Below are 13,153 nucleotides of genomic sequence, written 5' to 3'. Positions count from 1 at the left end.
CCTCCTTTCTAGAGTTGGCCCCAGTCCATGCGCGGCTGCGAGGGACGGCGGGCACGGTGACGGACGCGGTTGATCTCTTCCTCGTACTCCTGCTGGAACAGGGCGTACGTCGCGGCGGCGTTCTTCGCCGCGTCGCGCAGGGCGTCGGCGGCGCGCTGCATCTTCCGGGCGACCTTCGCCGCACGGATCCGCGAGCCGCCGATGCGGCCGTCGGGGTCGGGGACCTGGACGAGGGTGGCCTTGAGGATCTCCGCGCCCATCGCGACCTCGATTGACAGAGCGACCCCGGCGGCGCGGACGCTGTTGCAGTACTGGCGGACCTGCGCCGGGGAGGTGAACTCCGGCGCAGGCAGCAGCGACTGCGACCGGCCCCCGCCCTGCCCACCGGCGGCGGGGGCGGCGTGGCGGCCGCCGTTGTTGCCGCGGCCACCGGCGTTGACGTTCAGGGTGAAGCCGGGGGAGAACGTCTTGTTGTTGACCTTGGTCTGCGAGCCGTTCGCGCCGGCACGCGGCGCGGACCGGGGACGCGGTGTACGGGCCTGCTGCTGCTTGCCGGGTGCCTTCCATCCGGCGCCGTTGGTACCCCAGTTCGTGCCCGAGGTGGTGTTCGCCATCAGCTGCTCTCCTTCTCGGTACCGGAGGTGAGGCGGCGGGCCGCGAGCCAGCTGATCTGCGAGACGAGCGTCAGCACGGCCCAGGCGGCGGACAGGACCCGGTGGGTCGGGGCGAACCACACGGCCGCCGCCAGCCATGCCGCGCAGGCCGTGGCGAAGGCAGCGAACTCGGCCCGCCAGAGCGCGGCATGCCGGGAAGTGGGGCGGCGGCGCAGCTGGGCCCACCACCAGATGCCGACCGGGGCCAGTGCGAGCACGGCGAAAGCCCAGGCCGCGCGGTGCTCGATCAGGTGAACGGCACCGGTCACGGCGAAAAGGGCGGTGGCGATGCCGGTGGGAGCCCACGAGCGGCGGTGCTTCCACACCCACCGACCCACCGCTTGAGCTGCGCGGGAGGTCAGGGTGGGGGAAGGCTCGGAGCTCACGACGAGGATCACCGGCTCCTGTCGGCCGCCACGCTGACGCGGGATGTGGATCGTGGATGCGGCCGAGGGCCGTGTACGACGAGACACAGCAGAACTCCTTATGAGGGGTGGGGAGGTTCAGGCGGCGCGCTGTTCGGAGTCGGGGAAGGCACATGGAATGCACTCGCCGAGCCGTACGGGGATCACATAGCCCGCGTCCCGCCGACAGGTCGGGCAGGTGCGGCGGGCCGTGTTCGCAGCAGCCAGGGCTGCCTGCCGCCCCGCGGTCATCGGCCGGACCGGCAGAGCACGGTCGACGCGGTAGAGGAACGCGATCAGCGGGCCCCGCCGATAGCGGGGCCGTTCCAGCTGCGCGACAACGTCCTGGCCGCCGGGCCGGAGCCCCAGCGAGCGGAGCTGCCTGCGGGTGGCAAGACCGTCCGGAGCCAGCCGCCAGGAGTAGACGGGGAGGCCGGCCATCAGCTGAGAGCCGGGGTGGTGGTGGTTACGTCACGGAGTTCCTGATAGCGCGCGGACGCCCAGCCGACGGACCAGCCGGACAGCTCCGCGGCCACCCGTACGGCGAGTCCGGCGTCGAATGCGGCGCGGACGACCATACGAGCGCGGTCCTCGGAGAGCTTCTCGGCCGGAGGGCCGGCGGACAGCAGCGCGGCGCGTTCACGCTCCAGGCGTTCCTGTTCACGGATCGCTTCACGGCGTTCACGCTCGGCCCGCTCTTGGGCCTCCAGCTCGCGCCGCTGCGCGGCCTGGCGCTCAAGGCGTTCACGCTCGGCCTCGGCCTGTTCACGCTCACGTTCACGGCGTTCACGGGCCTCCTGCTCAGCCCGCTCGGCGGCCTCCACTCGCTCGCGTTCCTCGCGGCGGATCCGGTCCTGCCGGTCGGCTTCCTCGCGGGCCAGCCTCTCCACGTGTTCACGCTGTTCACGGGCGATCGCGGCTTCGTGGTCTCGCTGTTCACGAGCGGCGCGGAGCCGGTTCTCCTCCCGCTCCGCCGCCTTCCGCTCCCGGGCGTCCTGCTCGGCCTTCTTGCGGGCATCGACGGCCAGGACGGCAGCGGTCAGGGCCCGTCGGTAGGCGAGTCCCGCTTCCGCGGTGACGATCAGGAGGAGCGGGGCCACGGAGTGCACGGCGACCCCGACCAGGTCTCCGGCCAGCGCGGATGCGCCGATGTTCAAAGCCAGGGTCATGGCGCCGGTCATCCACCGCAGCGCGACCGGCCACGGTCCGCCGTGCCCGCCGAGGCGGGCCAGGACCGAGTCGAGGCGAACCACGATCACGACCGCCGCGTCGACCACGATGGGCAGGATCGGCGCCGTCCACCGCCACGCGGCGGGGGTGTGCGAGGCCATGAGCGGGGTGACCGTGAGGACGGAGTAGAGCATCGCCCCACCGACGATCAGCCACATGCCCACGGCCAGCGCGCGCTCCGCTGAACGGACGTGAACGTCGTTCATGACGCCCCGCTTTCCAGCGGCCGGACCTTGACGGCGCCCAGGAGGAGGACGCGCACCGGGTGGGGGTGGTACTCCGGTCCGGTGTGCTCGGTCCACTCCCACTCGGCGTCCTCGGTGAGCGTGAACCCGAGGTACGCCAGAGCCGCCTTGCGCGCTTCGACGCTCGGGACCTCGGTGGAGGTAGGCCAGGTGAAGGTGGGCCACTCGCTGACGAGACCGGTCATGGCCACGTACAGCTGCCAGCAGGGGCCGGCCGTCCGTTCCGGCGCGGTGGTACCGCAGCAGCGCAGCGACAGCTGCGCGCCGAAGATCTGCTTGCTCATGCCGCGTCCCCCGGCATGCTCGTGTCGGGGGTGCGGTTGGTCAGGTCACGCCGGGCCGCCAGAACCCGCTTGCGGGCCCGGCGGATCCGGCGGGCGTCGAACTCCGACGCGGGCCGGTCCAGCAGCGCGATCAGGGCGTCGAGGAGGTCGACCTCCGCCAGGATCAGCGGCATCTCGGCCTCGATCGCGTCCAGCTCCGCGTCGGACGGCTCCAAGCCGCCAGGCCATGAGGTAACACGGTTCTGAAGTGCAGCGATGGACTTCACGGGTCTTGCTCCTTCGGTAGAGGAACGGGACCCAACAGCAGCCCCGGGTCTAGCCACCCGGGGCTGCGCTGTGTTGGGGGTGAAGCGGAAGAACTCCGGCTCCCCTCAACCCCGCCCGTACGACGCCGAAGCGCCGGACGGGCGGGGGAGGCAACCGGCCGGGCTACTACGGCCCGGAAGGTTGAAGATCAAGATTCATGTCCACTGTTGAGTTCTCAAGGCACCACCGCTTCCTTCGAGCCGGAGCTCTCCGGGCGCCGAGAGCAGCCCAAAGAAGGCCCCTCTCTGCCTGCTGTCCTAGGACTGCGGGCGTCTGTGGATGACTATGGACGCACAGTCCCAGGACTGTCAACAGTCCTGGGACTGTGTTTGACTGGACCCCATCGAGAGGAGTTCGCGTGGCACCCAAGTGGCGAGAGCTGGCCGACAAGCTGGCCGAACAGATCAGGCGGGGCGACTACACCCCTGGCCAGCAGCTACCGCACATCCGAGACCTGGTGGATGCGGGTGAGGGATCGAAGTCCACCGTTCACGCGGCGTACAAGGCCCTCGAAGCCGAAGGGCTGGTGACCTCTTCGCGGGGCCACGGGACGGTTGTACGGGAGCAGGCGCCGCTGAAGCGGCTCGGCATCGCTCGGTACGACAAGGCGAAGTGGCGGGACGGCGACGAGGTCGCGTTCATCGCGGACCGGGTCGCGTCGGGCCGGGCGTACAAGCGCGGCGAGCAGACGCAGAGCGTCAGCCGGGTGCCGGCGCCTCCACTAGTGGCTGCGGCGCACGGGCTTCCTGAGGGCGCCGAGGTGTACGCGCGGGCCAGGCTCGTGAAGGAAGGCGATCAGCCGACCCACACTCTGACCAGCTACTACCGCCCCGAGCATGTTGAGGGAACGCGGATCGTGGACCCGAGCCCGGGTCCGGCCGGCCGCGGTGGCGGCTTCCGAGTCCTGTACGACGCCGGGTACGAGATCGACCACATGCGTGAGGAGCTGTTCGCGCGCGTCGCGACCTCCGACGAGGCGGCGCTCCTCCAGTTGGCGCCTGGCGAATGGGTGGTTGAACTCCATCGCACCACGTACACGGCGGACGGAACCGTGGTCGAGTTCGCCATCGGCCTGCATTCAGCGACTCGATTCGCCTGGGCCTACGACTTCAAGGTTCCAGACTCGGCCGAGGAGGCGACTCAGTGATTTCGGGCCAAGCCTTGGCAGATGCCCAATGTCTTTGGGACTTTCAGCAGTTGCATCATGTGCCTCAACCCTGCTCGGTAGGCATCGCACTCGGCAGCCACGACTTGGGCGTGGCCGATGTGGCATCAGACCTGTACCACCGCGGGCTGGTGCCTCTCCTCGTGTTCACGGGCGCCACGAGTTTGACCACGCGTGAACGAATGCCGCGAGGCGAGGCGGAACACTACCGAGAGCGGGCATTGGAACGTGGTGTGCCGCCGGATGCCGTGCTCGTTGAGCCAAACGCACGAAACACCGGGGAAAACATCCGGTTCTCCCGAGACCTCCTTGCAGAGCTAGGAATCGCCGTTTCATCGGTGCTGCTAATCAGTAAGCCGTACGAAGAGCGGCGTGCATACGCGACGGCACGGAAACTCTGGCCCGAGGTTGAGATCATCAGCGCTTCCACGTCAATGACGCTCGCGGAGTACGTGGCTTCGATCAAAGATCCGCGACTTGTCCTAGACATGCTCGTGGGAGCCCAACAACGTTTGCTCCTTTATCCGCGGCAAGGATTCATGGTGAGCATGGAAGTGCCCTCAACTGTGAGTGCAGCTTATAGCCGCCTTCTGGCCGCAGGGTTTACGGCCCGTATCATCCCCGAGCCCTGAGAAGGCTATAGACTCGTGTGCACGTAAGGGGTGATCCAGCAAGGACTCCAGCAAGGTCTCGGTGTGGTGCCTAGTTGACCCATATTTCGAGACCGGCGTCGAATTTATCACCCAGAATGCGTCGCGCATTTGCGTGACCTACCGCAATCCCGACACCGGTGAGCTGGCATCGTCGAAGGTTGCCGCCATTCCAGACGGACGTTAGATTCTTCAAGTCTGGATGAATCTCGGAGAATTCCGCATCGATTTCTTCAGCCGACATTAGGTTTAGATTGAGGAGGCGCTCCAGCTCGGATCTATGCCTTTCCATGCCCGGCTGTGAGGTGATGTGACTGTGTAGGACTTTCGAATTCATGGCGCCGACCTGAAACTTGGCAGGGTCGCGGAGGCATGGGATTATGGACGGCAGGCCAAGGTCTCTCTGATCTTCGGCGATTTCGTCGCGCGAAAATCCGTTGCTGAAGAGTGCGGGATAAGCCTGGGAGAGCATTCCGCCCATTGGCATATCGGTAATCTCCATTGAGATGCAACCGGTGTACTGCAGGTGCCAGAGGTCTGCGTCTGTAGCGCGAAGCCCTGCCACAGATGGGGCGACAAAATCAATAAAGCGACCGTACAGCTCATCCAGATTTCTGACATTGTTGAACTGGGTCTTGGTTGCGAACAGCAGGGCGCTGAGAATGGTGAAATGATTTTTGGTGAGCCTAGCTGCGGTTTTGATTGACTCGTTGAGTGTTATTTGCCGGATATTCCTCTCAGTGATTGCCGCTCGATCCACCAATATATCCACTAGGACGGCACCGAGATCTCCATCTCCCGAGCATGCATATTCCTCTTGGGCGTGGAATATGGAACGTTGCATGTCGGGGTCTGATATGGAGCCTATGGCGTCCGGTGCGCGTTCGGACAGCTTCTTGAAGAAGTTATCCGTCAGCTCTTCGGCGCGCTCGCGGGCTGTCGCGCGGGCGATTTCCGAAAGTTCCAAGGCGTTATTTCGGAAAACGTCCAGGGCTATCTGCTTGGCGTCCGCATAGGTTATGCCGCTGAAATGCATGTTTTGTGCCTGGTAGTTTGTGTTGTCATTGCCGGTGCTTTGGATTTGCTTCAACGGATTCTCCCCCGAGGTTCTAATTCCTAGCTTCCGCCGAGCTTATTGTTGTCTCCGATTGTCATGTCGCCTGCGGATTGAATGTTCGTTGACCCAGTTCCGCTCTGCTGGCTCATGCGCACATTTTGAGCCCGGGTTGCCGCTTGGGGTGAGCGTGTCTGCATTACGCCAATGGCGGAAATGCCGAGACCTATAACGGAAATGAACATTCCAATGATTCCGGAAACTGCGTTGGCCTGATTCAGGCCGATTCGTGTGAAATAAATCCCAAGGCCGACGAGAGCGAGCCCTACAACGGATGCAAGGATCCACAGGACCCTCTTGGTTTGCGGAGTCATCAGGCCATTTTGGCCTGATGAGGGGACCTGTGGCTACGGACTTGGCGAATCTGACGTCACGAGAGGTCATGCGGCGGGTGACGAGCAGCCCGTCCAGCCGCCTGTCCTTCAGCGAAGGATGAGATGGGCTCAGTTGTGGGCTCAGTAGTAAGAGAATCCGTACTTGTGTGCGGGTGTCCACGGGTGGCGGGTGGACGGTCTGAGCTGCCATCGTGGGCAGTTGGGCGATGCCTGCGGACAGGCCTGGACCATGATCGGACAACTTGTAATGCGTAGGTCGTCGGTTCGAATCCGACAGGGGGCTCCGTCCCAGGTCAGAGGGTTTCTGATCGAGGGAATCGGATGGAAGTGGAAGGCCCCGGACTCTTGTGGTCCGGGGCCTTTCGCGTGGGCGCGGAGGCGTCAGTGGCGGCCCGAGATGCGGTTGGCCAGGCGGGCCAGGGGGGTTGTGGTCGGGGTGTGGGTCGCCGATTCGAGGCGGTCGGCCTCGCGGTAGGCCGCGTAGAGGGCCTGGACGCCGAGCCAGCGGAAGGGTTCCGGCTCCCAGCGGCGGACGCGGTGGTTGACCCAGGGGAGTGTGGTGAGGTCTGTGGAGCTCCCCAGGACCAGGTCGCGCAGCGTGCGGGCCGCGAGGTTCGAGGTGGCCACGCCCGAGCCGACGTAGCCGCCGGCCCAGCCGAGACCCGTCGTGCGGTCCAGGGTGACCGTCGCGCACCAGTCGCGGGGGACGCCGAGGACGCCCGACCAGGCGTGGGTGATCTCCACTCCCGTGAGGATCGGGAAGAAGGACGTCAGGAGCGCGGTCAGGGAATCGATCGTCGACTGCTGCGTGGTGCCGTCCGTGTCCGTGCGGGAGCCGAAGCGGTACGGGACGCCGCGGCCGCCGATCGCGATGCGGTCGTCCGCGGTGCGCTGGGCGTACATGTAGGCGTGGGCCATGTCGCCGAGGGTGCAGGCGTCCGACCAGCCGATGCGGGACCACACCTCGGGCGGCAGCGGGGCCGTCGCGATCATCGAGGAGTTCATCGGGAGCCATGAGCGCTTCTGGCCCTTGAGGGCGGCGGTGAAGCCCTCGGTGCAGCGCAGCACGTACGGGGCGCGGACGGTGCCGTACGGGGTGATGGCCCGGCGGGGGGCGATTTCGGTGACGGGCGTGGATTCGTGGATGACCACGCCGAGGCGTTCGCAGGCGGCGGCCAGGCCCTTGACCAGCTTGAGGGGGTGGATGCGGGCGCCGTGCGGGGTCCAACTGGAGCCGACGGCGTCGGCGATGTCGATGCGGGCGCGGGTGTCGGTGGCGTCGTAGAGCTCGCGGTCGGTCTCGCCGAAGGCGAGTTCGGCGGCGTGGAAGGCCTTGAGGCGGCTGAGCTGGGCGGGGGTGCGGGCGACTTCGAGGACGCCGCCGCGGTGGATGTCGGCGTCGATGTCCTCCTTGGCGGCGGTGTCGATGACCTCGGTGACGGTCTCGTTCATGGCCTGCTGGAGGCGGAGCGCGGCCTGGCGGCCGTGGAGTTCGGCGTAGCGGTCGCGGCCGGCGATGCCGTTGTAGAGCCAGCCGCCGTTGCGGCCGGAGGCTCCGTAGCCGCAGAACTTCTGCTCCAGGACGGTGACGCGGAGGTCGGGGGCGGCGGTCTTGAGGTAGTAGGCGGTCCACAGGCCGGTGTAGCCGCCGCCGACGATGACGACGTCGGCCGTGGCGTGGCCGGTGAGCGGGGCGCGGGGTGGCTGCTGAGTGGCGGTGCGGTCCGTCGCGTACCAGAAGGAGATGCCGCCGTTGATCGTCATGGGGAGTTGGTACAGGGCGTTCCGGATGGGTGTCCAGGTACCGGATGCCGGGTTTTGGGGCGCGAGAGGTGGCCTTTTGGCTGATGTGGCGGGGGTGCTGGGGTCCGTAGGGTGCCGATGGGGGGTTTTGTCCGTGTTGTGAGAGGTTTGGTCGATGGTGGGCGTACGTAAGGCAGGGCGCGCGGGGCGTGTGGTCGGGGCGGTCGCGGCGGGGCGATGTTCGACGCGGCGGCGTTCGCGCAGGCGCTGAAGGCCGTCGGTATCGGCCCGGCGGACACCCGCTAGGGGCGCGGCCTAGGGTGCTCGCATGATCCGTAGCGCCGTCGTCGAAGACGTTCCCGTCATCCATTCCATGATCCGCGAGCTGGCGGAGTACGAGAAGGTGCCGCACGAGGCGCGGGCCACGCAGGAGCAGTTGCGGGAGGCGCTGTTCGGGATGCGGCCGGCGGCGTTCGCGCACATCGCGGAGACGGAGGACGGGGAGGCCGTCGGGTTCTCGGTCTGGTTCCTGAACTTCTCGACGTGGCGCGGGGTGCACGGGATCTACCTGGAGGACCTGTACGTACGGCCCGGCGCGCGCGGCGGCGGGTACGGGAAGGCGCTGCTGGCGGAGCTGGCGCGGATCTGTGTGGAGCGCGGGTACGAGCGCCTGGAGTGGGCGGTGCTGAAGTGGAACGCGCCGACGATCGCGTTCTACGAGGCCCTGGGCGCACGGCCGCAGGACGAGTGGTCGGTGTACCGGCTGACCGATGAGCCGTTGAAGAGGCTTGGCTCGGCGCAGGGCTGATGCCGCTGCGCCGGGCCGGGGTGCGGCTTCATGCGGTGATCTTGGCCGTGAAGGAGTCGAGGTTGGTGCGGGTGCGCTCGATCTTCTCGGCGAGCGTGAGGGTCTCCTCGTACCGGCCCGCCCGCAGCTTCGGCTGTCGCTTGCCCCGGACGTAGAGGGAGCAGGCGAGGTCGGAGCAGACGTAGATGCCGACGGTGTTGCCCTCGCGGCCGCGGGCCCCGGCGAGGGGCGCGACCAGGAGGGAGACGCCGGAGGCGGCGTGGCCGGTGAGGCAGATCTGGCAGACGCTGGACTTGAGGGCGCTGGTGCGGCTCGTGCCCGGGACGCGCAGGGTGATGCCGACGGGGGTGCCGTCGGCGTCCTGGCGTACGAGGTGGGCGCGCAGCGGTGCGCTGGGGTCGACCCAGCCGAGGAAGTCGAGGTCTTCCCAGGGGAGTTCGCTGAAGTCCAGCGGGAGCTTGAGGCGAGCTGCCTCGCCCTTCGTGCAGTTCACGAAGGACGAACGGATCTGTTTTTCGGTGAGCGGGTCCACGTCGGTGGACGGTACGTGGGGATACGGGCCGCTGTCATCCGATATTACCGGCGGGGGCCCGGTACCCCTCAGGGTTCGAGGACGACCTTGCCGGCGGTGGCGCGGGTTTCCAAAGCGTGGTGGGCGGCGGCCGCTTCGGCGAGCGGGTAGCGCTGGAGGGCGGGCCGGAGCCGGCCGGCGGCGGCTTCGGCGAGGGCGCGGGTTTCGAGCAGACGCAGGGGGTTTTCGCCGCCGGCGCGCTGGAGCATGGCGGGGCCGAGGACGTTCTCGGTGGTGACGGCGCGGGCGGTGAGGCGGGCGCGGTCGGCCTCGGTGAGGGGGATGGGGCCGGCGGACCGGCCGAAGACGAGGTGGCGGCCGCCGGGGGCGAGGAGGTCGAGGGCGGCGCGGGCGGTGGGGCCGCCGACGGAGTCGAAGAGGATTGTGGCGCCGGCCGGGTGGGCTTCGCGTACGGCCTGCGGCCAGTCGGGGGCGGTGTAGTCGAGGGCGAGGTGGGCGCCGTTGGCGGCGGCCAGGGCGGTTTTGGCGGGGCCGCCGGCGAGGGCGACGACGGTGGCGCCGGCGGCCCGGGCGTACTGGACGAGCAGGGTGCCGATGCCGCCGGCGGCGGCGGGGACGAGGGCGGTGGAGCCCGGGCCGAGGTCGGCGAACTGGAGGATCCCGAGGGCGGTGCGGCCGGTGCCGATCATGGCGACGGCCTGGGCGGGGTCGAGGCCGGGCGGTACGGGGTGCAGTCGGTCGGCGTCGGCGACGGCGTACTCGGCGTAGCCTCCGGGCGTCAAACCGAGGTGGACGACGACCTGGCGGCCGAGCCAGGCGGGGTCGGTGCCGGGGCCGAGGGCGTCGACGGTGCCGGCGACCTCGCGGCCGGGGATGGTCGGGAGCTCGGGCAGGGCGTGGACGGGGGACTGCATGCCCTGGCGCAGGGCGGTGTCGAGGAGGTGGACTCCGGCGGCGGCCACGGCGATGCGGACCTGGCCGGGGGCCGGTACGGGGGTCTCGGTGCGCTCGTGGACGAGGTTCTCGGCGGGGCCGAAGGCGTGGAGGCGGATGGCGCGCATGGTGTCCATGCCGACAGGCTCTGACCTCGAGCGCGGTTGAGGTCAAGGCCCCGGCGGGCGTTGTCAGTGGGGCGGGGGACGATGGGGGGATGGCGCGCAAAGAGCAGCAGGGACAGCAGGAGCAGCAGGGGCAGCAGGGGCGGCAGGGGCGGCGGGAGACGGTGAAGGCGGCACGGCTGCCGGAGGTGCGGCTGCCGGAGCTGAGCCTGTGGCAGGGCGGTGAGCTGGAGCCGGACGGGGACTACGACGGGCTGGAGTTCACGGACCTGGATCTGGCGGGGCAGGAGGGCATCGGGGCCCGGTTCATGGACTGCGCGCTGCGGCGGTGCGCGCTGGACGAGACGGGGCTGGGGAAGGCCCGGATCCTGGACTCGGTGCTGGAGGGGGTCCGGGGGGTGGGGACGGACCTGTCCGGGGCTTCGCTGCGGGACGTGGAGCTGGTGGAGGCGCGGCTCGGAGGCGTGCAGTTGCACGGGGCCGTGCTGGAGCGGGTGGTGTTCCGCGGGGGCAAGATCGACTACCTGAACCTGCGGCAGGCGCGGCTCAAGGACGTGGTCTTCGACGGGTGCGTGCTGGTGGAGGCGGACTTCGCGGGCGCGGTCCTGGAGCGGGTGGAGTTCCGCGGGTGCGCGCTGCGGGGGGCCGATTTCACGGGGGCGCGGATGGCGGACGTGGACCTGCGGGGGGCCGCGGAGCTGGACATCGCGCGCGGGGTGGAAGCGCTGTCCGGTGCGGTGATCAGCCCGTCCCAGCTCTTCGACCTGGCCCCGGCCCTGGCGGCCCAGCTGGGCCTGCGCGTGCTGTCGTAACCCCTACGCCGGGACTCGGGGGAAGCGGGACTGGAGGGTCCAGATGACGGGGTTGTCGGCCAGGGTGTCGTGCATGTCGGTCAGGTCCGCGATCAGGTCGTGCAGGAAGTCGCGGGCCTCGCGGCGCAGCAGGCGGTGGCTGAAGGTCAGCGGCTCCTCCTCCGGCGGCATCCAGTCGGCCTCGACGTCCACCCAGCCGAAGCGGCGCTCGAAGAGCATGCGGTCGGTGGACTCGGTGAAGTCGAGTTCGGCGTACTGGCGGTGGGCGGAGCGGCTGCCGCGCGGGTCCTGGTCGAGCTGCTCGACGATGTCGCAGAGCGCCCAGGCGAAGTCCAGTACGGGCACCCATCCCCAGGCTGTGGACACTTCCCGGTCCTTGGTGGTGTCGGCGAGGTAGACGTCCCCGCAGAACAGGTCGTGGCGCAGGGAGTGGACGTCCGCCGAGCGGTAGTCGGTCTGCGGGGAGTCCGGGAAGCGCCGGGAGAGGGAGTAGCCGATGTCGAGCACGTACCCGATGGTGTCACGGGTGCGAGCCGATGGTGTTACCGGTGCGATCCGGCCGCGCCCGCCGGCCGTGCGGCTCTCCCCGTCCCGGCGGTGGCCGTGCGGCCGGGTCAGCGGACGTTGACGGCGGTCCAGGCGGCGGCGACGCGACCGTATTCCACGCTCGCGGGGCCGTAGAGGTCGGCGGCGGCCCTGAGGGTGGCGGTACGGGCGCGGGCGTAGTCGGTGGTGGAGGTCATGTAGGTGCTCAGGGCCCGGTACCAGATGCGGACGGCCTTGTCCTGGCCGATGCCGAGCAGCTTCGAGCCGTCGTAGGTGGGGGAGTCGTAGGAGATCTTGTTGATCTCCTTGGGGCCGCTGCCCTCGGCGAGGAGGTAGAAGAAGTGCCGGGCGGGGCCGGAGGCGGCGTACGGATCCAGGGTGCCGATGTCGCGTGACCAGTAGTCGCGGGAGTGGCCGTCGAGGCTGGGGTGGTCCATGCGGCGCAGGGGGCCGTCGGTGAAGACGCGTTCGCCGATGAAGTAGTCGCCGACGTCGGTGGTGCTGTCGGCGAAGAACTCGATCGCGGTGCCGAGGATGTCGGCCGTGCCTTCGTTGAGCCCGCCAGGCTCGCCGGAGGAGCCGAGGCCGGCGGTGGAGGCGATCACGCCGTGGGTGAGCTCGTGGCCGACGATGTCGAGGGTGGCGAGGGTCTTGCCGGTGGCGGGGTCGTCGCCGTAGTTGGCGCAGAAGCAGCTCGGGTCGAAGAAGGCGTTGGGGTAGTTGCTGCCGTAGTGCACGCGGGAGGTGACGCCGGTGCCGTCGCCGCGGATGCCGTTGCGGCCGAGGACGCCCTTGTAGAAGTCCCAGGTGACGGCGGTGGCGTAGTGGGCGTCCACGCCGGCGGACTGGCGGTCGGCGGGGGTGCCGGTGCCGCCCCAGTCGTTGTCGGGGTCGGTGAAGAGGGTGCCGCCGCCGGTCTGGTTCATGGCGTCGAGGGTGCGCTGGTTGCCGCGGGTGGTGTCGCGGAGCTGGTAGGCGCTGCCGGTGAAGTAGGTGGTGAGGGGGACGGTGCCGGCATGCTGGCTGTGGCCGGTGCCGGTGGCGGCGCCGGGTCCGGTGGCGGCGCCGGGTCCGGGTCCGATTCCCGTTCCGGGTCCGACTCCGAGTCCGGCGCCGACGGCGGCGTACGGGGTCTCGGCCGCGGCCGTCGCCGGTGCCGTCACCGCCGTGGCCGTCAGGACGGCGGCCGTCCCGAGGAGGACGGCGAGGCGGGTGCGGCGAGAGGACGTGGGGTGGGTCACTCGGGCTCCTTCGCGGTGGCCGGGGTG

General features: G+C 69.0%; 16 protein-coding genes. 4 read left to right on the top strand and 12 right to left on the bottom strand.

All coding sequences use genetic code 11. The features are described 5' to 3' along the window. Positions 1–8 precede the first annotated feature (8 nt). From traA to ACIQU4_RS14285, 6 genes are all read right to left on the bottom strand, one after another. A complete protein-coding gene (gene traA / locus ACIQU4_RS14310; RefSeq protein ID WP_403729649.1) occupies positions 9–617 on the bottom strand; it encodes a plasmid transfer protein TraA in 609 nt (202 codons plus the stop codon). After that, positions 614–922, bottom strand: coding sequence for a hypothetical protein (locus ACIQU4_RS14305; RefSeq protein WP_403729359.1), 309 nt, complete (start codon positions 920–922; stop codon positions 614–616). The genes traA and ACIQU4_RS14305 overlap by 4 nt, the downstream gene beginning before the upstream one ends. A gap of 234 nt (positions 923–1,156) precedes the next feature. Then, on the bottom strand, positions 1,157–1,498 hold the full coding sequence (locus ACIQU4_RS14300) for an RRQRL motif-containing zinc-binding protein (RefSeq protein ID WP_403729356.1): 342 nt from the start codon (positions 1,496–1,498) through the stop codon (positions 1,157–1,159). After that, entirely contained in the window at positions 1,498–2,493 is a 996-nt protein-coding gene (locus ACIQU4_RS14295; protein WP_403729353.1) for a DUF2637 domain-containing protein, read from the bottom strand. The genes ACIQU4_RS14300 and ACIQU4_RS14295 overlap by 1 nt, the downstream gene beginning before the upstream one ends. Beyond that, positions 2,490–2,816: a DUF6303 family protein gene (locus ACIQU4_RS14290; RefSeq protein WP_403729350.1), complete on the bottom strand. Its 327-nt coding sequence runs from the start codon at positions 2,814–2,816 to the stop codon at positions 2,490–2,492. The genes ACIQU4_RS14295 and ACIQU4_RS14290 overlap by 4 nt, the downstream gene beginning before the upstream one ends. Next, the gene (locus ACIQU4_RS14285; protein WP_403729347.1) at positions 2,813–3,082 is read right to left on the bottom strand and encodes a DUF6284 family protein; all 270 of its coding nucleotides are present in this window, start codon (positions 3,080–3,082) and stop codon (positions 2,813–2,815) included. Before ACIQU4_RS14285 ends, ACIQU4_RS14290 begins: the two co-directional genes overlap by 4 nt. 398 nt (positions 3,083–3,480) lie before the next feature. On the opposite strand from ACIQU4_RS14285, the gene ACIQU4_RS14280 reads away from it, so the two are divergent. Together ACIQU4_RS14280 and ACIQU4_RS14275 are read left to right on the top strand one after the other, a co-directional pair. After that, on the top strand, positions 3,481–4,269 hold the full coding sequence (locus ACIQU4_RS14280) for a GntR family transcriptional regulator (protein WP_403729344.1): 789 nt from the start codon (positions 3,481–3,483) through the stop codon (positions 4,267–4,269). Continuing rightward, positions 4,266–4,919 carry a YdcF family protein gene (locus ACIQU4_RS14275; RefSeq protein ID WP_403729342.1) on the top strand — a complete coding sequence of 218 codons (654 nt, stop codon included), beginning with the start codon at positions 4,266–4,268 and terminating at the stop codon, positions 4,917–4,919. The genes ACIQU4_RS14280 and ACIQU4_RS14275 overlap by 4 nt, the downstream gene beginning before the upstream one ends. A gap of 70 nt (positions 4,920–4,989) precedes the next feature. On the opposite strand, the gene ACIQU4_RS14270 is transcribed toward ACIQU4_RS14275, so the two are convergent. Together ACIQU4_RS14270 and ACIQU4_RS14265 are read right to left on the bottom strand one after the other, a co-directional pair. Further along, positions 4,990–6,027, bottom strand: coding sequence for an LPO_1073/Vpar_1526 family protein (locus ACIQU4_RS14270; RefSeq protein ID WP_403729340.1), 1,038 nt, complete (start codon positions 6,025–6,027; stop codon positions 4,990–4,992). A gap of 740 nt (positions 6,028–6,767) precedes the next feature. Next, positions 6,768–8,150, bottom strand: coding sequence for an NAD(P)/FAD-dependent oxidoreductase (locus ACIQU4_RS14265; protein ID WP_403729338.1), 1,383 nt, complete (start codon positions 8,148–8,150; stop codon positions 6,768–6,770). A 307-nt stretch (positions 8,151–8,457) separates the two neighbouring features. Between ACIQU4_RS14265 and ACIQU4_RS14260 the strand changes: the two genes are divergently transcribed. Continuing rightward, on the top strand, positions 8,458–8,937 hold the full coding sequence (locus ACIQU4_RS14260) for a GNAT family N-acetyltransferase (RefSeq protein ID WP_403729335.1): 480 nt from the start codon (positions 8,458–8,460) through the stop codon (positions 8,935–8,937). A gap of 28 nt (positions 8,938–8,965) precedes the next feature. Here the strand turns inward: ACIQU4_RS14260 and ACIQU4_RS14255 are convergent, their stop codons facing one another. Both ACIQU4_RS14255 and ACIQU4_RS14250 read right to left on the bottom strand, forming a co-directional pair. Then, a complete protein-coding gene (locus ACIQU4_RS14255; protein WP_403729332.1) occupies positions 8,966–9,469 on the bottom strand; it encodes an FBP domain-containing protein in 504 nt (167 codons plus the stop codon). 68 nt (positions 9,470–9,537) lie between these two features. Next, positions 9,538–10,530, bottom strand: a complete 993-nt coding sequence (locus ACIQU4_RS14250; RefSeq protein ID WP_403729646.1) for a zinc-binding dehydrogenase — start codon at positions 10,528–10,530, stop codon at positions 9,538–9,540. A gap of 161 nt (positions 10,531–10,691) precedes the next feature. On the opposite strand from ACIQU4_RS14250, the gene ACIQU4_RS14245 reads away from it, so the two are divergent. Then, complete coding sequence (locus ACIQU4_RS14245) at positions 10,692–11,339, top strand: pentapeptide repeat-containing protein (RefSeq protein WP_403729643.1); 648 nt, start codon at positions 10,692–10,694, stop codon at positions 11,337–11,339. Positions 11,340–11,342: 3 nt separating this feature from the next. On the opposite strand, the gene ACIQU4_RS14240 is transcribed toward ACIQU4_RS14245, so the two are convergent. Together ACIQU4_RS14240 and ACIQU4_RS14235 are read right to left on the bottom strand one after the other, a co-directional pair. Beyond that, positions 11,343–11,846: a hypothetical protein gene (locus ACIQU4_RS14240; RefSeq protein ID WP_403729330.1), complete on the bottom strand. Its 504-nt coding sequence runs from the start codon at positions 11,844–11,846 to the stop codon at positions 11,343–11,345. A 107-nt stretch (positions 11,847–11,953) separates the two neighbouring features. Then, positions 11,954–13,126, bottom strand: a complete 1,173-nt coding sequence (locus ACIQU4_RS14235; RefSeq protein ID WP_403729328.1) for a M4 family metallopeptidase — start codon at positions 13,124–13,126, stop codon at positions 11,954–11,956. Positions 13,127–13,153: the final 27 nt, after the last annotated feature.

The sequence above is a fragment of the Streptomyces sp. NPDC090741 genome, from assembly GCF_044769045.1.
Taxonomy (GTDB): Bacteria; Actinomycetota; Actinomycetes; order Streptomycetales; family Streptomycetaceae; genus Streptomyces.
This window is presented reverse-complemented; position numbering and strand designations above follow the sequence as displayed.